General features: G+C 42.4%; 25 protein-coding genes. 7 read left to right on the top strand and 18 right to left on the bottom strand.

Annotated elements, in window-relative coordinates:
• Positions 1 to 141: 141 nt before the first annotated feature.
• From IGJ01_RS04600 to rpsP, 4 genes are all read right to left on the bottom strand, one after another.
• A complete protein-coding gene (locus tag IGJ01_RS04600; protein ID WP_244733299.1) occupies positions 142 to 966 on the bottom strand; it encodes a hypothetical protein in 825 nt (274 codons plus the stop codon).
• Between the two features lie 87 nt (positions 967 to 1,053).
• Positions 1,054 to 1,311 (bottom strand): hypothetical protein, encoded by a 258-nt coding sequence (locus IGJ01_RS04595; RefSeq protein ID WP_005228919.1) that lies wholly within the window; start codon positions 1,309 to 1,311, stop codon positions 1,054 to 1,056.
• Positions 1,312 to 1,423: 112 nt separating this feature from the next.
• Positions 1,424 to 1,669 carry a KH domain-containing protein gene (locus tag IGJ01_RS04590; protein ID WP_005228918.1) on the bottom strand — a complete coding sequence of 82 codons (246 nt, stop codon included), beginning with the start codon at positions 1,667 to 1,669 and terminating at the stop codon, positions 1,424 to 1,426.
• An 11-nt stretch (positions 1,670 to 1,680) separates the two neighbouring features.
• A complete protein-coding gene (rpsP, locus tag IGJ01_RS04585) occupies positions 1,681 to 1,956 on the bottom strand; it encodes a 30S ribosomal protein S16 (RefSeq protein WP_005228917.1) in 276 nt (91 codons plus the stop codon).
• 254 nt (positions 1,957 to 2,210) lie between these two features.
• Here rpsP and IGJ01_RS04580 point away from each other — a divergent pair, with 254 nt between their 5' ends.
• Positions 2,211 to 2,762, top strand: coding sequence for an NADPH-dependent FMN reductase (locus IGJ01_RS04580; RefSeq protein WP_016613846.1), 552 nt, complete (start codon positions 2,211 to 2,213; stop codon positions 2,760 to 2,762).
• Between the two features lie 83 nt (positions 2,763 to 2,845).
• Here IGJ01_RS04580 and IGJ01_RS04575 read toward each other — a convergent pair whose 3' ends face one another.
• Complete coding sequence (locus IGJ01_RS04575; RefSeq protein WP_005237235.1) at positions 2,846 to 3,379, bottom strand: dihydrofolate reductase family protein; 534 nt, start codon at positions 3,377 to 3,379, stop codon at positions 2,846 to 2,848.
• Between the two features lie 6 nt (positions 3,380 to 3,385).
• A complete protein-coding gene (locus IGJ01_RS04570; protein WP_430601449.1) occupies positions 3,386 to 3,964 on the bottom strand; it encodes a DNA-3-methyladenine glycosylase I in 579 nt (192 codons plus the stop codon).
• A 100-nt stretch (positions 3,965 to 4,064) separates the two neighbouring features.
• Here IGJ01_RS04570 and IGJ01_RS04565 point away from each other — a divergent pair, with 100 nt between their 5' ends.
• From IGJ01_RS04565 to IGJ01_RS04555, 3 genes are read left to right on the top strand one after another with little or no spacing between them, the layout of a single operon-like run.
• Positions 4,065 to 4,451, top strand: coding sequence for a GntR family transcriptional regulator (locus IGJ01_RS04565; protein ID WP_008377404.1), 387 nt, complete (start codon positions 4,065 to 4,067; stop codon positions 4,449 to 4,451).
• On the top strand, positions 4,448 to 5,329 hold the full coding sequence (locus IGJ01_RS04560; RefSeq protein WP_005237238.1) for an ABC transporter ATP-binding protein: 882 nt from the start codon (positions 4,448 to 4,450) through the stop codon (positions 5,327 to 5,329). The genes IGJ01_RS04565 and IGJ01_RS04560 overlap by 4 nt, the downstream gene beginning before the upstream one ends.
• A 12-nt stretch (positions 5,330 to 5,341) precedes the next feature.
• Positions 5,342 to 6,502, top strand: coding sequence for an ABC transporter permease (locus tag IGJ01_RS04555; RefSeq protein WP_430601448.1), 1,161 nt, complete (start codon positions 5,342 to 5,344; stop codon positions 6,500 to 6,502).
• Between the two features lie 46 nt (positions 6,503 to 6,548).
• Here the strand turns inward: IGJ01_RS04555 and IGJ01_RS04550 are convergent, their stop codons facing one another.
• From IGJ01_RS04550 to IGJ01_RS04535, 4 genes are all read right to left on the bottom strand, one after another.
• Positions 6,549 to 6,749: a CsbD family protein gene (locus IGJ01_RS04550; RefSeq protein ID WP_008377398.1), complete on the bottom strand. Its 201-nt coding sequence runs from the start codon at positions 6,747 to 6,749 to the stop codon at positions 6,549 to 6,551.
• A 398-nt stretch (positions 6,750 to 7,147) separates the two neighbouring features.
• On the bottom strand, positions 7,148 to 8,566 hold the full coding sequence (gene ffh, locus IGJ01_RS04545) for a signal recognition particle protein (protein ID WP_005228902.1): 1,419 nt from the start codon (positions 8,564 to 8,566) through the stop codon (positions 7,148 to 7,150).
• Between the two features lie 14 nt (positions 8,567 to 8,580).
• Complete coding sequence (locus IGJ01_RS04540; protein ID WP_005228897.1) at positions 8,581 to 8,919, bottom strand: putative DNA-binding protein; 339 nt, start codon at positions 8,917 to 8,919, stop codon at positions 8,581 to 8,583.
• Positions 8,909 to 9,382 carry a DUF523 domain-containing protein gene (locus IGJ01_RS04535; protein ID WP_016613840.1) on the bottom strand — a complete coding sequence of 158 codons (474 nt, stop codon included), beginning with the start codon at positions 9,380 to 9,382 and terminating at the stop codon, positions 8,909 to 8,911. The genes IGJ01_RS04540 and IGJ01_RS04535 overlap by 11 nt, the downstream gene beginning before the upstream one ends.
• A 150-nt stretch (positions 9,383 to 9,532) precedes the next feature.
• On the opposite strand from IGJ01_RS04535, the gene IGJ01_RS04530 reads away from it, so the two are divergent.
• Together IGJ01_RS04530 and pnpS are read left to right on the top strand one after the other, a co-directional pair.
• Positions 9,533 to 10,237: a response regulator transcription factor gene (locus IGJ01_RS04530; protein WP_005237242.1), complete on the top strand. Its 705-nt coding sequence runs from the start codon at positions 9,533 to 9,535 to the stop codon at positions 10,235 to 10,237.
• Complete coding sequence (pnpS, locus tag IGJ01_RS04525; protein WP_244733296.1) at positions 10,237 to 11,967, top strand: two-component system histidine kinase PnpS; 1,731 nt, start codon at positions 10,237 to 10,239, stop codon at positions 11,965 to 11,967. Before IGJ01_RS04530 ends, pnpS begins: the two co-directional genes overlap by 1 nt.
• A 166-nt stretch (positions 11,968 to 12,133) precedes the next feature.
• Here the strand turns inward: pnpS and IGJ01_RS04520 are convergent, their stop codons facing one another.
• Positions 12,134 to 13,042 (bottom strand): phosphate ABC transporter substrate-binding protein PstS family protein, encoded by a 909-nt coding sequence (locus IGJ01_RS04520; protein ID WP_244733295.1) that lies wholly within the window; start codon positions 13,040 to 13,042, stop codon positions 12,134 to 12,136.
• A 186-nt stretch (positions 13,043 to 13,228) separates the two neighbouring features.
• Positions 13,229 to 14,398, bottom strand: coding sequence for a pyridoxal phosphate-dependent aminotransferase (locus tag IGJ01_RS04515; protein ID WP_005237247.1), 1,170 nt, complete (start codon positions 14,396 to 14,398; stop codon positions 13,229 to 13,231).
• A gap of 178 nt (positions 14,399 to 14,576) precedes the next feature.
• Between IGJ01_RS04515 and IGJ01_RS04510 the strand changes: the two genes are divergently transcribed.
• Positions 14,577 to 15,296, top strand: coding sequence for a DUF2087 domain-containing protein (locus tag IGJ01_RS04510; RefSeq protein ID WP_034872475.1), 720 nt, complete (start codon positions 14,577 to 14,579; stop codon positions 15,294 to 15,296).
• A gap of 160 nt (positions 15,297 to 15,456) precedes the next feature.
• On the opposite strand, the gene IGJ01_RS04505 is transcribed toward IGJ01_RS04510, so the two are convergent.
• The 6 genes from IGJ01_RS04505 to IGJ01_RS04480 all read right to left on the bottom strand — a co-directional run bounded on the left by IGJ01_RS04505 (position 15,457) and on the right by IGJ01_RS04480 (position 21,821).
• The gene (locus IGJ01_RS04505; protein ID WP_005237249.1) at positions 15,457 to 15,984 is read right to left on the bottom strand and encodes a type II toxin-antitoxin system Phd/YefM family antitoxin; all 528 of its coding nucleotides are present in this window, start codon (positions 15,982 to 15,984) and stop codon (positions 15,457 to 15,459) included.
• A gap of 101 nt (positions 15,985 to 16,085) precedes the next feature.
• Complete coding sequence (locus IGJ01_RS04500) at positions 16,086 to 18,374, bottom strand: copper-translocating P-type ATPase (protein ID WP_280517194.1); 2,289 nt, start codon at positions 18,372 to 18,374, stop codon at positions 16,086 to 16,088.
• A 118-nt stretch (positions 18,375 to 18,492) separates the two neighbouring features.
• Positions 18,493 to 18,702: a copper chaperone CopZ gene (copZ, locus tag IGJ01_RS04495; RefSeq protein WP_005237251.1), complete on the bottom strand. Its 210-nt coding sequence runs from the start codon at positions 18,700 to 18,702 to the stop codon at positions 18,493 to 18,495.
• Positions 18,703 to 18,739: 37 nt separating this feature from the next.
• The gene (locus IGJ01_RS04490) at positions 18,740 to 19,186 is read right to left on the bottom strand and encodes a CopY/TcrY family copper transport repressor (RefSeq protein WP_034872472.1); all 447 of its coding nucleotides are present in this window, start codon (positions 19,184 to 19,186) and stop codon (positions 18,740 to 18,742) included.
• A 141-nt stretch (positions 19,187 to 19,327) separates the two neighbouring features.
• Positions 19,328 to 20,314 (bottom strand): aldose epimerase family protein, encoded by a 987-nt coding sequence (locus tag IGJ01_RS04485; protein ID WP_005237253.1) that lies wholly within the window; start codon positions 20,312 to 20,314, stop codon positions 19,328 to 19,330.
• A gap of 286 nt (positions 20,315 to 20,600) precedes the next feature.
• The gene (locus IGJ01_RS04480) at positions 20,601 to 21,821 is read right to left on the bottom strand and encodes a glycosyltransferase family 4 protein (RefSeq protein ID WP_061053869.1); all 1,221 of its coding nucleotides are present in this window, start codon (positions 21,819 to 21,821) and stop codon (positions 20,601 to 20,603) included.
• Positions 21,822 to 21,830 lie beyond the last annotated feature (9 nt).

Genomic DNA, 21,830 nt, shown 5'->3' with positions numbered 1-21,830 from the left:
TCTTCTAACTTCTGTTCTATTTTAGCATAGCAAAGTAGCGAATTCTAGCCGTTTCCTAGCGCCCCATGTTTTCCTCAAAATCATCGCGCGAAAAATGCCCCTTCGACGCTTGATCAAAGGGGCATTGTCCTAATATGAACCTTATTGATTCATAGAAACGGCCATTTTCAATGCTGAACGTGCATCTTGATGTTGCACCGTTCGAAGGGTCTTTTCTTGTTGCCAGACCACGGTAGTTGCTGTATAGTCATTTTTTCCCATATCGATGGTGATTTGACCGACCTCAGGCGCTGGGAGCATAGCTTCTTCCAGATACGCTACCACTTCTTTGGCAACCGGAACTGGATCTTGTTCCTCTTGATTGACTGCTCGAACAGTCAATGACCAATTTCCTTCTTGCCAGCTCAAATAACTGGAGCCAGCAGCTCCTTGCATATGCCCAGTAATGCCATATCCGAGATCAACGGCTTGTCCGCCATCATCAGCTGTTACATTGACCGCTGCAGCAGCTTCATCCGCTGATTGATAGTCTTTTGATTGAAAAGCAGCAATCGGTGTTTCCTCGTTCAAAGCCTTGTCATTGAGAGGCAACTGCTGATCAAGTCCATAATAAAGAATTGAGGCATCGGCTTGACTGCCGGCTGTGGCTGCATTCAACACTTTACCTGAAGCAAGTGGAATGTCCTTGGGCAAGACAAGATCAGGGAATGCCGCTTGTATTTGAGCGTAGATATCTGCAGTACTATTCGTGTTTGAAGAATCCCTAGAAGCCGCCTGACTAGAAGACGTACTTGATTGACTGGTTTCTGATTGACTACTTGCTTGCGTTTGGGTACTTTCCACCATACTCGTCGCTGTTGTTTCGGCACTACTGGCTTGACTGGTTTCTGGTTCCTGTTGATTATTGCAGCCAGCTAAGGCGCCCATCGTCAGCAGCGTAACGAATAATCCTAGTTCTTTTTTCATGATGCTCCCCTCCTTATACAAAGAATACCCCTCAATAAAAAAAATGACAAACAAGTCAGATTGTCTGTCATTTTTTTTGTTGATTTTTTAAAGATTTGTCACCCAATTTTGCAGTGATTGAAAGCCATCCTTGATCCATTGCCAAACTTGATTGGCGATCGTCGATAGGTCGCCCCAACGAAAGTTTTGTGTCCATTGGTTCAATTGCGTCATGATCTCCTCACGATAGACCCAAATTAAAAAGAGCAACAACAAGATCCCTAGCGTTCGCCAAAGAAAAGAACCAATTTTATAAATAAAGACGAGGATCAAAAGAACGACAATCCATGCGATTAGTTGAGACATACAAGCACCTCCTCCTTTTGATTATCTCAAAACCACCTTTTTTTGTCCTCCATCTTAAGCATGAATTTTACAAAAAAAGCATTCCTCAAAGAGAAATGCTTTTCATTCTTGCTTATTTACCATCAATGATATTCAAACGAACTTTTTTTGGTCCATTTGTCCGTACACTGTAAACGATTGTTCGAATTGCTTTGGCAACCCGACCTTGTTTACCGATGATACGACCAATATCCTCTGGTGCCACAGTAAGATTATATTCCAAGAAATCATCTGACTCTACCAGCTCAAGCTTGATATCCTCAGGTTTGGTAACAAGTGGTGAAACGATCGTTAAGACTAATTCTTGCAAATCTTTCATCCAAAGTCACCTTATTTCTTAGTGAATTTTGCTTCGTGGTGTTTTTTCATAACGCCTTCTTTAGAAAGGATGTTACGAACTGTATCTGAAGGTTGCGCACCTTTAGATAACCAATCAAGAACTAAATCTTCTTTGATTGTCACTTCAGCTGGGTCTAGTAAAGGATTGTAAGTACCAACTGTTTCGATGAAACGTCCGTCACGAGGAGAACGTGAATCTGCTACGACGATACGGTAAAAAGGTTTCTTTTTAGAACCCATGCGTTTTAAACGAATTTTTACTGCCATTATTTACACCTCCATTGATTTAATCACAAGAGCTAGTTTAACAGGTTTTTTCGATGGTGTAAAGAGTTTTTTCTTTACAGCTAAAAAAAGTTTCTTCTTTCTTATTTTCTAAGCATGGTTATCTTTTGCCAGAATGAATCAGGACGCGTATCATTAGTAATAGAGAAACTTTTTAAAGTCAAATCGTTTTATTTGCACCATCCACTTACTTTTGGTAAGCTTAATGAGTAGAAAACAACAAGGAGGAAATTTACATGACAAAAAAAATTGGTTTTATCGTCGGCAGTTTACGGGAAGGATCATTTAATAAACTCGTAGCGAAAAAATTCGCATCATTATTACCAGAAGGTTTTGAAGCATCTTTCATCGAAATCGGCAACTTGCCTTTTTACAATGAAGATTTGGAAGTTGAAGGAAAAGTTCCTGCTGAATGGACAGCATTTCGGGAAGCATTAAGCGCCGTTGACGGGGTCTTCTTCTTTACACCAGAATACAATCGTTCTGTTCCTGCAGCATTAAAAAATGCATTAGATGTTGGTTCTCGTCCTTACGGTGCTAGCAGTTGGGGTGGCAAACCAGCTTTGGTTGTCAGCGTTTCTCCAGGAGCGATCGCTGGGTTTGGTGCAAACCATCACCTACGTCAATCATTAGTCTTTTTGGATATGCCTACTCTACAACAACCAGAAGCCTATATCGGTGGAATCACCAACTTGATTGATGAAAACAACGAAATCAACCCAGATACAGTAAGCTTCTTTGAAACGATCATTGCAAAATATATTGAACTCTTTCAACGATTCAACTAATTAAGAATCCAAACAAAAAGACCAAGAAACTCGGCACTGAGTTTCTTGGTCTTTTTACTGTGAAGAATAATCGTTTGCGCTTTTTACTCGCTGCCTGACACAGACTTTCGGACAAAATGAAGTTCTGTCAGTTCCCCCATCTGTTTTGTTTCAACAAACGTCAAACGTCTCGCATAATCCCCCGGTTCAAACAGTCGCTTGCCCTCTCCTAAAAACACCGGCGCGATTTGAATAAACCATTCATCGATCAAATCAGCTTCCAGCAATGGTTTTAATAAGGAACCCCCACCTACTACCCATACGTTTTCCTCTTGTTTTAATGCTGAAACAAATGCAACTGGATCCGTTGACACTAGGGTTGCATCCGGCAGCGGCTCTTTTCGGGTACGAGAAAAAACATAGTTGGTCTTTTCAGGATATAGCAGTCCATCATCCATCAGTTTTTTTGCTTCTTGATAGGTCTTTCTTCCCATCACGGTCGCGTCGATGGTTGCAAAAAATGCTTCATAGGTCGTTGCAACACCGGTATCAGTTTGAAACAGCCAGTCCAGTTGATCCTCCATACCTGCTAAATAGCCATCGAGGCTGATTGCACCATAAAATACCACTTTTCCCAATTAGGCTCACTCCTTTATTTTTACGATTGCTTCTGACCTTCGACAAACACAAGTGACTAAGTGATCATTAACCATGCCGACCGCTTCCATAAACGCGTAAATAGTTGTCGTTCCGACAAATTTAAAGCCTCGCTTTTTCAAGTCTTTTGCTAGCTGATCGGAGATTTCCGAATGGGTCGGTACATCGGATTGCTGCTGAAATTCATTGATGACTGGCTGATGATCGACATATCGCCACAAGAATGCGGAGAAACTGCCGTATTCTTGCTGGATTTTTAAAACTTCTTGGGCATTGATGATCGCTGCTTCAATCTTTCGCCGATTGCGGATGATGCCTGGATTCATCATCAGTTCTTCCACTTTTTCTTCCGTATAGTTCGCTACTTTTATGATATTAAACTGATCGTATGCTGCATCGAAATTCGCCATCTTGTTTAAAATCGTTTGCCAGCTCAATCCTGCTTGATTCATATCTAACACCAGTTTTCGAAACAACTGCTGATCCTCATACTCAGGTTTTCCCCATACCGTATCATGATACTCCTGCATTGCTGGTGTACTGTTGGCCCATTCACATCGCTCCATTGTCCTCATCAGCTCCTTTTTGTTTATTTTATCATAAATGACTTTACTTCCACCAGTGTACTACGTATACTAGTACACATAAATGAAAGGAGCTGATTTTGTGGTTCGCATTAACAAAGCCAGCAGCAAACCTTACTATGAGCAATTGGTTTTAAGTATCAAAGAAGATATTCTGAACGGTGTTCTAACCGCCGGAGACCAAGTACCTTCGGTTCGTGAAATGGCCAAGCGCCTGTTGATGAATCCAAATACCGTCAGCAAAGCCTACAAAGTATTGGAAAATGAGCAAGTACTTGTCACCATCAAAGGAAAAGGCACCTTTGTGAAAGTTACTGAGGATCTGCCACGCGATGAGATTCGGATCTTACAAGTGAAAGAACGTTTGAAAGAATTGGTGATCGAAGCACGCCATTTACAGATCAGCATGCGTGAGCTGAGCGATTGGATGAATGGCTTTGAACAAGAGTTAGGAGGCGATCCACAGTGAAGATCGAGCATGTGACCAAGAAAATGGAACAAACAATTGTCTTAGAAAACGTGAACTTCTCTTTGGAAAAAGGAGAGCTCGTAGGATTAATCGGCCGCAATGGTTCTGGGAAAACCACGTTGTTTCGGACGATTGCTGGGCATTATTTACTAGATGATGGGGAGATTTCCATCGATAACCAACGCCTGGATCAGCATCCGCAATTAAAAGAACAACTTTTTTATATTGATGAAAAAGAAAACTTTCTTTCGGCCTACTCTTTGAAAAAGCTCAATCAATTTTATCGGCTTGCTTATCCAAATTTCGATCAGAATCTTTACTTAGAATTGATGCAAAGTCACGGTCTTCCTCTGACGCTTTCCTACCGACGGATGTCAAAAGGTATGCAAGGTCTTTATAAAATGATTCTTGCGATCGCCTCAAATGCGACGTTTTTACTGTTAGACGAACCTTTTGATGGGCTTGATGTGATCGTCCGTAAAAAAGTGATTGGATTATTGCTGGAAAGCCTCAGCGAGTCGAATCGTACCGCCTTAATCGCTTCTCATAATCTAAATGAATTAGAACATATTATTGATCGTGCCTTGTTGATCAAAGGGAAAACGATTGAAGGAGACTACCGTTTGGAAACGATTCGCGAACAATCTCGCAAACTCCAACTCGTCTTTCGCAGCAAACAGATTCCTCCCCTTATCAAGCAGCACTCCAAGCTGATTCAAAAACAAGGTCGAGTCTTGACTGCTTTGTTTGACAATTACACAGAGGAGCTGGCGGCTGAGATCCAGCAACTTGATCCTTTGGTTTTCGAAGAATTACCTTTGACTTTGGAAGATCTGTTTGAAGCAAATTTACGACAAGAAGCATTGGTGGAAGGATAGAGGTGGAAAACGATGTTAAGCAATATATTTAAAGAACGCTACGGTAAGCTGTTGATCGGTTTTTGTTTTGTCGTGCTCTTCATGTATCTTAGTGCTGGCTGGCAATCACAAAATTCTTGGCACCAGCAAGAACGTTATTTGGCATCTGAGGAATTTATCAAAGATTTTAACGAAAATCGAGAATACTATGTCAAAAGCTACAACGGTGAAACCCCGGTTTACTTTGATTCGGCAGCAGAGTACCGCGATGCGGTATTGACAATCAACAAAGAGTACTCAGATGATTTTTATTACAATCGCCCGTATATGACCACCATGAATCAATTTGTGATTGTCTTCCTGTTTATTTGGGGCTTTTTGTCCTTTTTTGTCGATGGCCGCACCAATTTCAATCGCTTTTTATTTGCTTTACCCTTTAGCAGAAAGCACGTCTTTCGCAAGAAACTGCTTTTTATCGGCTTACCCTTGACCGCTTGTTTAGTGTTGGGCCTGTTAGGTCATATCCTGATCGAATACACAATGATCCCGGCTCGCTATCTCGCTGTGCCGCTTCAAGACGTGCTGCTTTCCGCCCTTAGTACTTTGGCAACGAATCTACTCGTATTTGCTGTCGGCATCTTGTCGGGCGTTTTACTGGGGAATCTGTTTACTGGCGTGCTGTCGGTGTTCTTCACTCTTTCTCTAGGAACAATGGGGTATAGCTTTTTCCAATGTGCCCGCGAGTTTTTTAGTTTTGTGTTTCTTGGTCATGGGGATTTTCTGCTTCCTTTTCAAACGTGGATCGATTGGCCGCAAGGATATGTCTATCCTTGGTGGCTACTGCTCCTTTACCTCGGTTTGAGCGGCTTGCTGATTCTTGCTGCCGAAAAAGTGTTCTCGAAAATTTCTTTAGAAAATGACGGTGATTATTTAACGATCCCTAAATTGCGCGCCCCGGTTTATTGGCTGCTTTCTTTGGGAACCTGGTTCTATCTATCCATGATTTCTTATTACCCGCTAGAAATTTATTACCGTGATCTCTATGAGGGGTATGATGTCAGTCTTTGGAACATCACCCTTCGGCTTGGCTTGTTGCTGGTTGCTTGCTTATTCATCAGTTTATTGCTTGTCTATCCTAAAGCACTGATGAATTGGTGGTACAAGCGAAAAAACAAACAGGTCAGCAATATTTAAAAAAGCGTCCCTACAACAAGAAATTGTTGCCGGGACGCTTTTATGTTTAATGTTTAGGTTTGTCGTCGTCTTTTTTGTCAAAGAAGTCATTTACTTTGCGAGAAACATCATCCGCGAAATCTTCAACCTTATCTTTGGCTTTCCCATATTTATTTTGGGTTTTCCCTTTTAACTCCTCGGAGTCATCTCCTGTAAGTTTCCCTTTTGTTTCGGTTACTTTTCCTTCAATGCGATCTTTGTTTGTCATCGTAAAAACTCCTTTCATACTTGCTATAAATTAATAGTAGCATCATTTGCCAGAAAGCACGAATGTTCTGCTTCTATCTTATCCTTTGAGTTGTCCGCAACGATAGTTCTTCGCTATTTTTGACTCTTGGACGATTTAGGATATTCAGTAGAAAGCTGGCTTTCTCTATAAAAAGGGATGTTCTTTAGATGTTCTATTTGATGTTCTTTGAAGGAGTTCATTTAAAGAGGACACTGTGAACATAAAAAAACCATGACCTGAAAGAAGGCAATCTGAGGAGCTGCAGCTGCTAGAATCAGGAGGTACAGCTTCTCGATTTGGTGTCTTTTCAGGTCATGTTTTTTTTAATTGTACCCTAAGAGAAGGTTCGGTTCTTAGTTCCTATCAGTGTTAAACGATTATTTGCGTTTTTTCTTTTTCTTCTTTTGTTTTTTGACCATACGATTCATGGCCATTTTTCCAAGTTTCCCTTTGACACCGCCGCCAAACATTTGATCCATGCCAGGAATGTTCATATTCCCTTTGCTCATTTGCTGCATCATTTTGCGGGATTCTTTAAATTGTTTGATCATGCGGTTGACTTCGACGACACTGTTGCCAGAACCGGCGGCAATCCGGCGACGACGGCTTGGATTTAACAAATCAGGATTTTCACGTTCTGCTGGTGTCATGGAATAAACCATGGCTTTTTGACGGGCAATTTGTTTTGGATCAACTTTGACGTTCTCGATGCCAGGCATTTGGCTCATTCCCGGAATCATTTTCAAAAGATCTTCAATTGGGCCCATGCCCATGACTTGATCGATCTGTTCAACAAAGTCATTGAAGTCGAAGGAGTTTTCCTTCATTTTTTGAGCAAGTTCTTCTGCTTTTTTCTCGTCGTAATCTTGCTGTGCTTTTTCGATCAAAGTCAGCATATCACCCATACCGAGAATCCGACTAGACATCCGATCTGGATGGAATACTTCAAGGTCGGTCAATTTTTCACCGGTACCAGTGAACTTGATTGGAGCGCCTGTAACTTGACGAATTGACAATGCCGCACCGCCACGTGTATCGCCATCTAGTTTGGTGATGACTACCCCTGTGATCCCCAATTGTTGATTGAAGCTTTCCGCCACGTTGACAGCATCTTGTCCTGTCATCGCATCCACTACCAGTAAAATTTCATTTGGCTGTGCCAAGTCCTTGATTTGTTTTAGCTCTTCCATCAAGTTTTCATCGATATGCAAACGACCTGCTGTATCGATCAAGACATAGTCATTTTTCTTTTCCCGAGCCAAAGCCAATCCTTGGCGTACGATTTCAACTGGACTGACATCAGTTCCCATATCGAAAACAGGTACATCCAATTGCTGACCTAATACTTTCAATTGGTCGATCGCGGCTGGACGGTACACGTCACCGGCAATCATTAATGGACGTGCGTTTTCGGTTTTGATCAAGTGATTGGCTAATTTCCCAGCAAAGGTGGTTTTCCCTGCCCCTTGCAGACCAGCCATCATGATAATCGTTGGGATCTTTGGTGATTTTTCAATCCCAACTGTTTCTGATCCTAACGTTTTGGTTAATTCTTCGTCAACGATTTTAACGATCTGTTGCGCTGGAGATAAGCTTTCTAATACTTCTACCCCAACTGCCCGTTCACGGACATTTTTGGTAAACTCTTTCACAACTTGCAGATTGACGTCGGCTTCTAATAAAGCTAGACGAATCTCACGCATCATTTCTTTTACATCTGCTTCAGATACTTTTCCTTTTCTGCGCAGTTTGCTCATTGCCTGCTGGAGGCGTTCAGTTAAACTTTCAAATGCCATTTTTTTTCATTCCTTTATTCTTCAATTTCTTGGAGCTGTTGAATAAACCCCTGTAAGGTTTCGTCTTTTGGATAGTGAGTTTTCGTATACTCGCTTAGCTGATCCAGCAAGTCTTCCCGCATGATATAGTCCGAAAACATATGTAGTTTTTTTTCATAGTCTTCTAAAATACGTTCGGTGCGTTTGATGTTGTCATAGACTGCTTGACGGCTTACTTGATACTCTTCAGCGATTTCTCCTAGAGAAAAATCATCTGCGTAATACAATTCCATGTAATTCATCTGTTTTTCTGTCAATAACGTGGAATAAAACTCAAACAACGCATTCATGCGATTGGTCTTTTCAATTTCCATTTGCTTCCTCCTGTTTTGCAAGCCATTCGACATCGGACAAAACAGTCATGCCTTGTTGCCGAAAATACGCACAAGCGACACCGATCCCTGTTCTTTTGATTCCAGTAAAATTGCCATCATAAATCATCTGACTGCCACAAGAGGGACTTTTCTCTTTTAGGATCAGTTGAGTGATGCCTTGCTCTTGTAATTTTTGATAAGCAATTTTCGCGCCGGTAGTAAACTGTTCGGTCACGTCTTCCCCTGAGATGGTGACGACCTTCGCTCGTTGCGCCCAAACGTCCACCCCATCGCCACCAACGATTTCGGCCGGTTCCCGTGGGATCGGCAAGCCGCCAAGAACTTCTGGACAAACCATCATTGCTTGACCTGCTCTTACCAGTTCGATCAATGGTGGCACTGCTTGGTGTTTTCCATCATAACGGCAAAGTACACCGCCTAGACACGCACTGATTCCGATCATATAGCACCCTCAGCTTTCCTATGAAATCGTCCTTTATTATAGCATTTATTTAGTGGTTGCAATAGTACCAATTGTCTATTCATGCTAAAATAGGACTTGTTCGTTGAAATTTAATCGTTTCTTGAAAAAAAGAAGCTAAAGGAGTTTGCCATGAAAAAAATACTCGTTGTCGATGATGAACCTTCCATCGTCACACTTTTAACCTTTAATCTAGAAAAAGAGGGCTATCAAGTCGTTTCCGCCTCAGATGGTCAAAAAGCCTACGAATTAGCCTTGTCTAAGCCTTTTGACTTTATCATCTTAGATGTCATGCTGCCGAATATGGACGGCATCGAGATCACGAAGAAATTGCGTCAAGAAAAAATCGAGACCCCGATCCTCGTCTTGACCGCAAAAGATGATCCAATCGATCGGATCTTAGGCTTAGAGATCGGCGCCGATGACTATTTGACGAAGCCTTTCAGTCCTAGAGAGGTATTAGCTAGAATGAAAGCCATCTTCCGTCGTTTAGAACCCCGTCAACAAACACGAGAAGAAGATCAACCTGCAGAGATTCTGCAAGTCGGTGGGATCCAAGCAGACCTGACGAATTTCCAAGTCAGTGTGGATGGTGAGAAAATCTTCCTAACGCCAAAAGAATTCGAGCTGCTAGTTTACTTTATGAAACGAAAAGGCCGCGTAATCGATCGCGATACCTTGCTCAATCGCATTTGGAACTTCGACTTTGATGGACAAAGTCGAATCGTGGATGTTCACATCAGTCATTTAAGAGAAAAATTGGAAGCTGATCCAAAACGGCCGGAATACTTAGTAACGGTTCGGGGTTTCGGGTATAAATTTCAGGAGCCAGTCTAATGAAAAAACGCTATGGCTATGGTTTATGGTCGATCGGTCTATTGCTGATTTTTTTCCTGTGCTGGCAAGTTCTAAGCAGTTTTTACCGTCAGCAAGTCATTGCCCAGCAAGTGGCTTTTCTCCAAGAGAAAGCCACCGTATTTTTGAATCTATCAGATAATCAAACCGCGGCCTTAGAACAGTTTGCGGATACCTATGTTGAAGATAGCAATAGTCGCATCACTTTGTTAGATGACCATGGTCAGATCATTTTCGATACCTATGATCATACACTGCATGAAAACCGCTCCAATCGTCCAGAAGTCCAAGCCGTTTTGCGCGGAAGCTCCGTCGGTCAATCGCTGCGGGAAAGCGACACCTTGCATGAAGAATTGCTTTACGTGGCGATTCCTGTCAAAGAGGATGGAAACTTGACTCAAATCTTGCGAATCGCCGAACCGACCGCGGCTTTTTTTGCAAAAAATGAAGGAATCAAGCAGTCGATCTTGATTGTCTATCTTGTTTTTTGCTTTTTGATCAGCCTATTGATTTTCCATACCTTGCGCCAGCGAAATCGGCCGATCCAAACGATTCTGCCCGTCGTAAAAAAAATGATCACCTCGCCCGATCAACAAGCAATCATTATGCAAGAAACCCCTGAACATGATGAGTTGTATCAACTGATCAATCAGCTGAGCGAGCAAATGAGCCAGACCTATCGTGCCTATGCGGCTTCTGAACAGCAACTGTACGGCTTGCTCAGTGAACTGATGATCGGTGTCTTTATCATCAATGAAGAAAATCAACTGCTGCTGTTGAATCCGACGATGCAAGAACAGCTAGGGATGGAAACCGCACCGATCTTACCGCAACCTTTTACTGAAGTGATCCATGACACACAATTGATCCAGTTGATCTATCAATTTAATGACGAGACCCCTATTTTCCATGCGGAAACCACCCTTAGCGGGGAACGTTCAAAAGTCTTAGATGTTACCTTGCGAAGCTTCCAAGAAAACCAGTTGATTGGTATTTCTTATGACTTGACACGCATCCGACAATTAGAAAAGATGCAAAAAGATTTTGTCGGCAATGTTTCCCATGAATTAAAAACGCCGGTAACTTCCTTGATTGGGTTTACTGAAACACTGCTGGATGGCGCCAAAGAAGACCCTGAAACGTTGCAGACCTTCTTAGAGATTATTCAAAAAGATGCTTATCGCTTGAAAAATCTAATACAAGATATCATCCAATTGTCTCAAGACAGTGATTCTTTCCAGTATGTCGACCAACCGATCAACTTTTCTGAGCTGCTGCAACAAGTCGTTCAAACCTATGGTCCCGCAGCTGTTAAGAAGCAATTGACCTTTCAATTTGAAGGACCCGAACAATTCATTTTATCTACCAAAAAAGAGCTGCTGCAGCCCATCGTAAAAAATCTAGTTGAAAATGCGGTCACCTATTCAAAACCTGGTGGTGTCATCACATTATCCTATTCCGAGCAAGATGACCAGCTGCTTTTTCAAGTGCAGGATCAAGGCATCGGCATCGATGAAGAAGATCAAGAACGGATTTTTGAGCGGTTTTATCGGGTGGACAAAGCCCGTGCTCGCAATTCTGGCGGCACTGGACTTGGTCTGGCTATCGTCAAAGACTATACCAAATTATTAGGCGGCAGCATCAAGGTTGACAGTTTCCCTAAAATTGGTTCTACCTTTACGGTGACTTTGCCGCTTCATGAAAAAAGATGATTATTGATAAAAAACAGCCGATAACAGGTAAATAAAGGTTATCGGCTGTTTTTGTAATCATTTTTAGTTGGTATTCCCCACTAGATGAAGTGCCATCCGATAGTATCTTCTTGATTGTTTAAACAAAAAAAGAAGGAGATTCCTCCTTCTTCGTCCATTCATTTCACTATTCAACATTCGTTACTTCGCCGTCTACACTGCGTTCTACTTTCATATCAGTGATTGGCAAATATCCTAATTCGATAACGATTCCTTGTTGGACATCGTCTGTCATGATGTAATCAAGAAAGGCTTTGACGTTAGCATCTGGTTCACCATTCGTGTACATATGCTCGTAAGACCAGATTGGCCATTTGTTATCTGCAATATTTTCAGGGGTCGCTTCTACCCCATCAAGAGATAGCGCTTGGATTGAATCATCTAAATAAGATAAAGCAAGGTAGCTGATTGCTCCTGGTGTTTCAGCAACGATTTTACGGACTGTTCCAGAAGAATCTTGTTCTTGTGTTTGGATCGTCTCTGCACCATCTAAGCCCCATTTTTCAAAGGTCGCTCTCGTACCGCTGCCTGATGCGCGGTTGATTACAGAGATTTCTTGATCTGCTCCACCTAGTTCAGACCAATTCTTCACTTTGCCTGTAAAGATATCGATTAAATCTTGTTGGCTAAGATCCGTAACGCCTGCGTCTTTATTCACTACTGGTGCCATACCAACTACAGCTACTTTATGGTCAACTAATTTGCTGGCATCCACACCATCTTTTTCATCCGCAAAAACATCGGAATTACCGATCGTCACAGCGCCTGCTTCTACTTGACTTAAGCCAGTTCCGCTACCGCCACCTTGAACAGTAATTGTATAATTGGGATTGTCTGCTGAGAAGCTTTCACCTGCTGCTTCAACCAAGGGTTGCAAAGCAGTTGATCCTACCGCTAAAATTTCTACATTTTCATTTGATGCGGCACCTGATGAAGATCCGCCTGATGCTTGACTGCTCTCAGTGCTTGTACCACCGCTCCCACAGCCAGCTAATAATAATCCAGTTGCAAAAAATAAAAGTCCCAATTTTTTCATTTAGTAAATCTCCTTTCGTTATATGCTTAGTTTAGCAAGGCGGTGTAAACCCTTGATGGATTTCATGTAAAGAATCGATAAAGCGATGTAAATCTTTTGTAAAGTTCGTCGATTGCCTAAAAAGCCCCCGCTGCATCCATCAGAGGGGGCTTGCTTTATCTAAAAACGAAAGAAATGTCTGTAGAATCAATTGCTTTGCATATAGCGTGTCAAGCGATCCATCGCTTCTACCAAGTTTTCCATACTTGCCGCATAGCTTAAACGAACATAGCCTTCTGCTTCGGGACCAAAGGCGATACCCGGGATGATTGCTAATTGATTCTTTTCCGCTAAGTCGACACAAAAAGCCATGGAATCTTGGTTGAAACCAGCTGGTATTTTGGCAAAAATATAGAATGCACCTGATGGCTTCGCCATGTCAAAACCAAGGGCAGTCATCTTTTCAAACAAGTAATCTCGGCGTTCACGGTAATCGGCTTTCATGACTTCTGCATCATTGATGCCTTCGATCAATGCCCGCACTGCGGCTTTTTGAGAAATCGTTGATGCCGCAGTCACTAAGTATTGGTGGACCTTAATGATCTGAGCAGTCAACGCTTCTGGTGCAAAAATGAAGCCGACGCGCCACCCAGTCATCGCGTGAGATTTCGACAAGCCATTGATCACGATCGTTTGATCCCGCAAGTATTCAGCAATGGACACATGGGTTTCATCATAAGTCAACTCACTATAAATTTCATCGCTAATAACAAAAACGGGGTATTTTTCTAAAACCTCCGCCAATGCTTTGACTTGTTCTCGGGTATAAACGACCCCTGTTGGATTGCTAGGATAATTCAAAATGACTGCCTTGACTTGCTCCCCATGCTCTTTTAAGGCTGCTTCCAAAACTTCTGGCGCTAAAACAAAGTCATTGTCCGTCGTATCAAGATAGATCGGTTGGGCATGGGCTAAATGGATGACTGGTTCATAGCCTGGATAAATTGGTGCCGGTAGGAGAACTTTATCGCCAGGTTCCAACGTGGCTAATAAAGAAGCTGAGATTGCTTCCGTTGCACCGATCGTCACTAATACTTCTGATTGAAAGTCGTAATCAAGCTGATATTTATTTTTCAAAAAGAGGCTGGCTGCTTGCCGAACATCTGCTAAGCCGGCCATTCCAGAATAGTGGCTAAAATTTTGTTCGATTGCTTGGACACCCGATTTTTTCACGTGCTCTGGTGTGTTAAAATCCGGCTCGCCTAACGTTAACTTTAAAATATCAGGAATTGAAGAAACCCGTTCATCAAATTTACGAATCAATGAAACAGCTATATTGTACACTTCGTGATTGAAGCGTTGGCTTACGTCTGCCATAGTATCACTCCTTTGAATTAAGCAAATTCATTCGCTATTGTTGTTAATCCTAACACAAAAAGGCGACAATTTTAAGCAACGGATGAAATTAATCTAATAACCACAATTCCGTTTGCTTATTTACAAACAAAAACATTTTATGTTAGTGTATAATCAAACAAAAAAAGGAGAACCCAAAATGAAACCTTATCAAGAGTTTACCATTTCTGATTATCAGCAAGGATATGTCGAAACAACAACGGATTATTGTTGCGTATTTTGTCAGGAGACCTTCGACAAAGAAGAAATCTATCCCGTTGATGGCGCCTTTTTTACGGCAAAAAAACGAATGATACAGCATATCACTGAGCATCACGGAACCGTTTTATCCGCATTATTGGCTTTACCCAAAGAACAAACAGGCTTATCAGAAAGCCAGCAGGAGATTTTACAACTGTTTGCCCAAGATGTTAGCGATACTGTGATTGCCCAGCGCTTAGGTATCTCTTCTTCGACTGTCAGGAATCATCGCTTTAAGCTAAAAGAAAAGCAGCGACAAGCGACTGTTTTTCTAAGTATCATGTCCTTGTTGCAAGAAACCCCGTTGCTGCCGCCTCACAAAGGGGCGACGATGCTTGATGATCGCTATGCCATTACGGCTAGTGAAAGAGAAAAGATCATTGCTACTTATTTTGATGAAGCGGGGTTTATCAAACAGTTTCCGAGCAAAGAAAAGCGCAAGATCGTTGTCTTAAGTGTGCTGGCACAAAAATTTGATCCGAAGAAAAATTATTCAGAAGCTGCCGTAAACGATGTATTAAAACAAGCGATCACCGATTATGTCACTGTCCGACGATATTTGATCGAGTATGGATTTATGCAACGGACGAAAGACGGAAAAACTTACTGGCTGACTTAAAACCCAGTCTGTAGTTGGATGGAATTTTTGTTAGTTGGATGGACAGTATCTTTCACAGTTTTGAAAAGTTAACAAGCTCCAGTTTTTTACAAAAAAAGACAAAGTACGAAAACACCCGTACTTTGTCTACTGTCTGAAACGCTGGGACAAGTTCCAGCGTTTATTTTTCTTTTAGAAAGATTTTTTTGATGATCAATTTATCAAATAATTGCGTTTGATTGTCTTGTTCCCCAATGACTTCAGCAGTCACTGATTTGCCGTCTTGTTTTTTGCGCAACTGATAAACAATCTTGCCTGTTTCTTTCAATTCGTTCACCATGTCGACGACACCGCCAAAACCTGTTTTACGAGTGATGAAGCCTAACGCCACCATCCGCTCATCTAAATTTTTTGCCGAGATGCTGGCACCGGTGATCAGTGCTTGCCGCATGATTTGTAAGAATTCTTCTAGCCCTGCCACTGGCGGCTGTTCAGGCTCTTCTTCCATCAGCGGTCGCTGACGCAAATAATCTAATTCCTGCAATAACGTTTCGTACTGCTCTTGTGTCAACATGACCCCCGCCACTTTTTCACGATTGAATACATATACTGCTGTTCCTGCTTCTCGCGCTTGATTAAATACATCCATCGGAGATTTTTTTACTTCAGTAATTGAAGTAGTGGGAACATCCAACTTCTTCAGTTCCATAATCAACGTCCTCCTTGTCTCAACGAACACATTATAGCATAAATCCAGAAGCAGATTATAGAGGTATTTCACTGCTCCTAGGAAAAGAAACAAAAAAGCGGCTAATCGCCGCTTTTTTCGATTGATAAGGTCATTGCATTGATGGCAACGATGATCGTACTCATAGACATCAAGACAGCTCCGACTGCTGGGTTCAAAATGATCCCGATTGGTGCGAGCACGCCAGCTGCCAAAGGAATAGCAAAAATATTGTATCCTGCGCCCCACCAGAGATTTTGAATCATCTTGCGCCTTGTTTTTTTCGCCAAAGTCAAGAAGTGCAAGATGTCTTGAGGTTCGCTATTCGTCAAAACGACATCGGCTGAATCGATCGCTACATCGGTTCCAGCTCCGATCGCAATCCCGATCGTCGCTCTTGCAAGACTTGGGGCGTCATTGATCCCATCGCCTACCATTACGACGCGCTTGCCCTCTTTGACATAGTCACTGACTAGACGTTCTTTATCGTCTGGTAACATTGCCGCATGGAAGGCTTCGATTCCTAGGTAATCGGCTACGGCTTGCGCCGCTTCTTGGTTGTCCCCAGTAGCCATAACTGGCGTGATGCCTAAGTCTTTCACTTTTTGAATAAATTGACTCGCTTCTGGTTTCACCTTATCCCCTAATGCGACGATTCCTTCCACTTTGCTGTCATGAACCAAATAGCTAATGGTATTGCCCTGCTCTTGATAATTTTTCAAGGATTTCCCTTGATACTGGATGGTTAATTGCTCCAATCCTTTTTGATTGACGATCAACCACTTTTGTCCATCGATTACGCCTTCCAGACCAATACCCGTCCTTGTTTGAACATCAGTCGCCTTTTTGGCTGTGATGTTTTCCTTTTCTGCTTGGGCTAAAATGCCTTCTGCGATCGGATGATTGGCGGTTTTCTCAAGACCTGCTAGGTAAGCTAGTACTTCTGATGCAGAAAGGCTGCCTGTCGCCTCGATGCCAGTTACGGTAAACGTTCCTTCTGTTAACGTACCGGTCTTATCGAGGATCAGATAATCAACATGATGCGCATTCTCCAGTGCGTTGCGATTTTTTAAGAGCAAGCCGTTTTTGGCAGCGATCGATGTTGAACGAGCCACGACGAGGGGAATCGCTAGGCCTAACGCATGGGGACAGGCAATGACGAATACCGTGACCATTCGATCAAGAGCAGTCGGTAGGTCAGCAACAAACAGCCATACAGCAAAGGCCAAAACACCAGCAACTAAGGCGATATAGAACAACCATTTCGCCACTTTGTCCGAAAGTGCTTCTAAGCGGGATTTATCAGCTTGGGCTTTTCGTACCATTTCCATGACTTTTGCCAAATAGCTGTCTTCGCCAGTCCCTGTGACTTCCATCGTAATGGTACCATTGCCGTTGACAGATCCTCCAATGACAGTACTGCCGATGGTTTTAGGTACCCGTCTGGATTCACCGGTAACTGCCGACTCATCGATCGTTGTTTCCCCTTCAAGAATCGTTCCGTCTGTAGGAATCTTATCTCCTGAGCGAACGATCAGCTGTGTTTTGTTGGTCACTTCTTCTAATGGAATCTGTTCTTCTGATCCATCTGCATTTTTCCGAATCACTTCTTTTGGCAACAGTTCTGCTAATTTCTGTAATGCATTGCCGGCATTAGAAACGGCATTCATCTCGATCCAATGCCCCAACAACATGATCACGATCAGAGTCGCTAGTTCCCAGAAGAAATCCATTACATGAGGAACAGCAAGAAAATGATTAGCGATAAACGCGTAAAGACTATAAAAATAAGAAACCGTGATCCCCATAGCAATCAAAGTCATCATGGCTGGGCTTTTTTGTTTCAATTCCATTTTTGCACCACTTAAAAACGGCTGCCCCCCATAGAAAAACAGGATCGTTCCTAAAATCAATACAACCCAATCTGAGCCGGGAAACGTGAACTGAAAGGGCAATTCGATACCCATCATTGGTGATAAAATGACGATTGGAATCGCCAAAACCAAGGATAGCCAAAACTTTTGCTTAAAATTTCCCATATGCATACTATGATCCATACCAGACATCTCATGATCCATATGACTGTGATCCATGCCAGACATCTCATGATCCATGTGGCTATGGTCCATACTGGAAACCTCATGATCCATGTGAGCATGGTTACTATCGGCGCTTTCATGCTCCTGCAGTTTTGATGTCGCCCCTTGATGATCCACCCCATTCATCTCATGGCTTCGGGGCTCAGGGACTTCCTCCGCCTGTGGGTGTGTGAGTCCTTCTTGCCCTTTATTATCCTGCTCATTCCTAGGTTCATGCCTATGATGGCTTGACGTCTGACGATTGTCTGCAGGTGACGTTTTTTTCTGATTCATCCTAGTATTCCCCTTCCTATTTCACTGAATATCCGTACAGTCTTGCGCCTTCATACAAAAGCTTCAAGCGGCTGGACTTTCTAGATTTTTCTCCTTATCACTTTAGCGTTTGCATCGCTTATTCAAAAACACCTTGATAACCAGCTTCAGTTATTGCACTGATTAAGGCTGTTTCTGTCACTTGCGACTCGTCAAATTTGACCGTCCCACGAGCTTTTTTCAAGTCGACTTTAGCTTTTTTCACACCCGGTACTTCATTTAAGGCTTTTTCAACTTTTGCGGCACAATGGGCGCAATTCATTCCGCTGATTTGCATATTTTTTTTCATTACTATTCCTCATTTCTTTTAACAGTTTGTTGGCTACTTATTTTGTTGCATGGGTTTTGCATTGGCACTGACCAGGAATACAATTACACGAAATCGCTGCTACTGGCACTTTTTGGTCGACTGCTGCTTGGAGCATCGCCAAATCTTCTGCCGTCAATGCTGCTTCTTGGATCATTTCTGCTAATGTTTGTCCGACTTTTTTGGCACAAATATGAGAAAAAAGATTCTCAACTGCACTGCGAACAGTGGCTTCTTCTGAAACAAGTGGCGAGTAAACAAACTTTTTCCCTTGGCTTTCTGTTTTCAATACGCCTTTTTTAACAAGTCGTCCTAAAAGCGTTTTGACTGTCGCTGCTTTCCAATTTTTATTTTCGCTTAACAAAGCGGTGATCTCTTTCGCATCGGATTGTCCCAATGTCCAAATCACACGCATGACTTCCCATTCAGAATCGCTGATTTTGATTGGTTCGACCACTGATTGCATTTGTCCACTTCCTTTCATAACTGATTCACATTTTTAAGTTTACATCTGTAATCGTATTTTGTCAAAAAAAAGCATCGCCAAACTTTCTGCATTTTGGCAATGCTTTTTTCTATTTCGTTAAAAATGGTTTGGTTCCAACGTTTAAAAGTGGACCTGATACGTCGTCACAGAGTGGAAGGGTTCTTCTGGGCGCAGCACGATCTCACCAAAGTGGGTGAATTTCTCAGAGCCAGGAACACCTTGTGTTTCGATCGCCATCCCGCCATGTTTGGCAAAAGGACCGGTCTTCATTGGGGCCCCAGCTTCTCCCTCACCTGTTGTGTAAATAACAACAGCAGGACGGTCAGTAGTAACAGTCAGCTGCACTTTTTGATCGGGACTGGTTACTTTCAGATCCCACTCTTGCTCATGATCCAATAAGAATGGATCATCCAACATGGTCGTTCCCATTGGGCGTTCTTGTCTAAAATCAAACTTTGTGCCTGCGACAGGCGTTTTTTCACCGGTGGTCGTCACGTCATCGTTCGTTTCAGCCACATGTTCGGCATTGATTTGAACCAAGTGGTCATCGATCGGCTGTTGGGTATCACCTGTCAAATTGAAATAACCGTGGTTCGTTGGGTTAAATAAAGTCGCTTTGTCTGTGTTAGCGTCATATGCAAGCAATAGTTCATTGACATTAGTCAACGTATAGGTGACTTGATAACGAACATTTCCTGGAAAGCCGCCGTCGCCATCTTGTCGTGAGGTAGTAAAAATCACGCCGGCTCTGTCTGCTTCCTCAAAAGTTTCAGCGATCCAGATATCCGTGTCAAGCCCCTTTGAACCACCATGAAGCGTATTGCCGCCATCATTGTCCTCCGTTTGGTATTCTTGCCCCTCAACCTCAAAGCGGGTACCTGCGATCCTTCCCGCTACTGGACCGATCGTTGCACCATAATAGCGTGCTTGGCGATGTCCTTCGATCGTATCATAACCGACCACAATGTCGCGGCCTTCTTCTACTGGAACGACCCAATCCAATAAGCGTGCGCCTTCGGGACTCAGCCTTACGATGGTACCGCTATCATTGGAAAGCTCATAAATCGTTCCCATTTTTTCTGAGGTCGTTTGTTTCACATTTGGCATTCGTTCATATCCTTCTTTCTTTGTTTAGTCTGCTACTCTTTTTAAGTATAGCCGTTAAGGGCTAGATCCGTCAATTCAAGACGGACGGATTCAGTAGGCATTCATTTTATGCCGGGCCGTCTTCACACAAATAAAAAGCGGCAAGAATGCCCAACTGGTTGATTGAATCATGGTCAGCTGATCGTGAGAGAAAGTACTAGGAGAAGCGCTGGCTGCTCCTGTCTTTTCTTCAATAATCAATCACATTCGCTTCGCCTGTTGGGCTCCTATGCCGCAATTGTATCGTTTATTTTTTGTGTTTTGCTTGGTAATGTTTTCTCTTTCGTCGCTTTTCTTTAGTCTGAGAAACATTAGCAGCTAAATCTTTGTTTTCTTTTTCTTGATCAGCATTTCTTCTTTCAGCACGTTTAGTTAGTACACTTTGTCTGAATCGCCGATTTCCCAGAAACTTTAACGCACACATGAGTGGTTGACGATTTTCACCGACTAATCCGATCAGCTCAATAAACAGCTCAATTCCAAAACCTGTGCTAATGATTAATAAAACAATCGCTGTATTGCTCGCGTAATTCATTAGTAAAGCAATAAAAGAAAAGACTAATGCTAAGGCATAGATCGTTAACACTGTGCCGCGATGAGAAAATCCTAACGACAACAATCGATGATGCAAGTGCATTTTATCGGCAGAGGAAATCTTCTGTTTATTAAACTTTCTTCGGATCATCGCATAAACAGTATCCGTGATTGGTACACCGAGAATAAACATGGGCGTCAGAACAGAAATAAAAGTTGCGTTTTTCAATCCTTGTAGAGAGAGGACCGAGATCATAAACCCTAAAAACAATGCACCGGTATCTCCTAGAAAAATGGTTGCTGGATAAAAATTATATGGAAAGAAACCGATGATTGCTGCGATCAAAGTAAAAATGACCATTGGTACTTCCACAAAATTCGGCAGAAAGAAATAGCTGATAATCCCTATCGTCGTCAAACTGATAATAGAGACGCCGCTCGCCAAACCATCGAGACCATCGATTAAGTTCACCGCATTGGTAATTGCCAGTATCCAAATCAAAGTCATAGGCAATGCAAACCATCCCAGATCAATAAAGCCAAAATAAGGAATCGTGACTGTGCTGATTTTTATTCCAGCAACGAAATAAATTTCCAGCGCTGCAAATGTCAGACCTATTAATTTTTGCATTGGCGACAGTTCAAATATATCATCGAGCAATCCTGTAATCACCACTATTGTTGCACCTAAAAGAATCGGCCAAACGAAGTCGAAAGGAATCATTGTTCGAAATTCCCAAAGCAGCGCAAAGGAAAAGGCTAAAAAAATACTTAATCCCCCAGCTGAAGGCATAGTCTTCGTATTGATCCGACGCTCTCCTGGACGATCAACTGCACCAATCTTGCAAGATATCAATTTGATGACCGGTGTCAATAATAAAGACACGATCATTGTTATAAATAAGCGCATTACAAATTTGAATGCAAAATCCATCGTTTATTC

The sequence above is a fragment of the Enterococcus sp. AZ089 genome (genome assembly GCF_050547225.1).
GTDB classification, from domain to species: domain Bacteria; phylum Bacillota; class Bacilli; order Lactobacillales; family Enterococcaceae; genus Enterococcus_D; species Enterococcus_D entomosocium.
This window is presented reverse-complemented; position numbering and strand designations above follow the sequence as displayed.

What these genes read in the sequence shown, in the direction of transcription:
- IGJ01_RS04590 (WP_005228918.1), bottom strand. Translation starts at nt 1,669, where the DNA reads ATGAAAGATTTGCAAGAATTAGTCTTAACGATCGTTTCACCACTTGTT.
- IGJ01_RS04540 (WP_005228897.1), bottom strand. Translation starts at nt 8,919, where the DNA reads ATGGAAATTGAAAAGACCAATCGCATGAATGCGTTGTTTGAGTTTTAT.
- copZ (WP_005237251.1), bottom strand. Translation starts at nt 18,702, where the DNA reads ATGAAAAAAAATATGCAAATCAGCGGAATGAATTGCGCCCATTGTGCC.
- IGJ01_RS04520 (WP_244733295.1), bottom strand. Translation starts at nt 13,042, where the DNA reads ATGAAAAAATTGGGACTTTTATTTTTTGCAACTGGATTATTATTAGCT.
- IGJ01_RS04510 (WP_034872475.1), top strand. Translation starts at nt 14,577, where the DNA reads ATGAAACCTTATCAAGAGTTTACCATTTCTGATTATCAGCAAGGATAT.
- IGJ01_RS04550 (WP_008377398.1), bottom strand. Translation starts at nt 6,749, where the DNA reads ATGACAAACAAAGATCGCATTGAAGGAAAAGTAACCGAAACAAAAGGG.
- IGJ01_RS04500 (WP_280517194.1), bottom strand. Translation starts at nt 18,374, where the DNA reads ATGAATCAGAAAAAAACGTCACCTGCAGACAATCGTCAGACGTCAAGC.
- IGJ01_RS04515 (WP_005237247.1), bottom strand. Translation starts at nt 14,398, where the DNA reads ATGGCAGACGTAAGCCAACGCTTCAATCACGAAGTGTACAATATAGCT.
- IGJ01_RS04505 (WP_005237249.1), bottom strand. Translation starts at nt 15,984, where the DNA reads ATGGAACTGAAGAAGTTGGATGTTCCCACTACTTCAATTACTGAAGTA.
- IGJ01_RS04490 (WP_034872472.1), bottom strand. Translation starts at nt 19,186, where the DNA reads ATGCAATCAGTGGTCGAACCAATCAAAATCAGCGATTCTGAATGGGAA.
- IGJ01_RS04595 (WP_005228919.1), bottom strand. Translation starts at nt 1,311, where the DNA reads ATGTCTCAACTAATCGCATGGATTGTCGTTCTTTTGATCCTCGTCTTT.
- IGJ01_RS04600 (WP_244733299.1), bottom strand. Translation starts at nt 966, where the DNA reads ATGAAAAAAGAACTAGGATTATTCGTTACGCTGCTGACGATGGGCGCC.
- IGJ01_RS04485 (WP_005237253.1), bottom strand. Translation starts at nt 20,314, where the DNA reads ATGCCAAATGTGAAACAAACGACCTCAGAAAAAATGGGAACGATTTAT.
- IGJ01_RS04530 (WP_005237242.1), top strand. Translation starts at nt 9,533, where the DNA reads ATGAAAAAAATACTCGTTGTCGATGATGAACCTTCCATCGTCACACTT.
- IGJ01_RS04580 (WP_016613846.1), top strand. Translation starts at nt 2,211, where the DNA reads ATGACAAAAAAAATTGGTTTTATCGTCGGCAGTTTACGGGAAGGATCA.
- rpsP (WP_005228917.1), bottom strand. Translation starts at nt 1,956, where the DNA reads ATGGCAGTAAAAATTCGTTTAAAACGCATGGGTTCTAAAAAGAAACCT.
- IGJ01_RS04480 (WP_061053869.1), bottom strand. Translation starts at nt 21,821, where the DNA reads ATGGATTTTGCATTCAAATTTGTAATGCGCTTATTTATAACAATGATC.
- pnpS (WP_244733296.1), top strand. Translation starts at nt 10,237, where the DNA reads ATGAAAAAACGCTATGGCTATGGTTTATGGTCGATCGGTCTATTGCTG.
- IGJ01_RS04555 (WP_430601448.1), top strand. Translation starts at nt 5,342, where the DNA reads ATGTTAAGCAATATATTTAAAGAACGCTACGGTAAGCTGTTGATCGGT.
- ffh (WP_005228902.1), bottom strand. Translation starts at nt 8,566, where the DNA reads ATGGCATTTGAAAGTTTAACTGAACGCCTCCAGCAGGCAATGAGCAAA.
- IGJ01_RS04570 (WP_430601449.1), bottom strand. Translation starts at nt 3,964, where the DNA reads ATGGAGCGATGTGAATGGGCCAACAGTACACCAGCAATGCAGGAGTAT.
- IGJ01_RS04535 (WP_016613840.1), bottom strand. Translation starts at nt 9,382, where the DNA reads ATGATCGGAATCAGTGCGTGTCTAGGCGGTGTACTTTGCCGTTATGAT.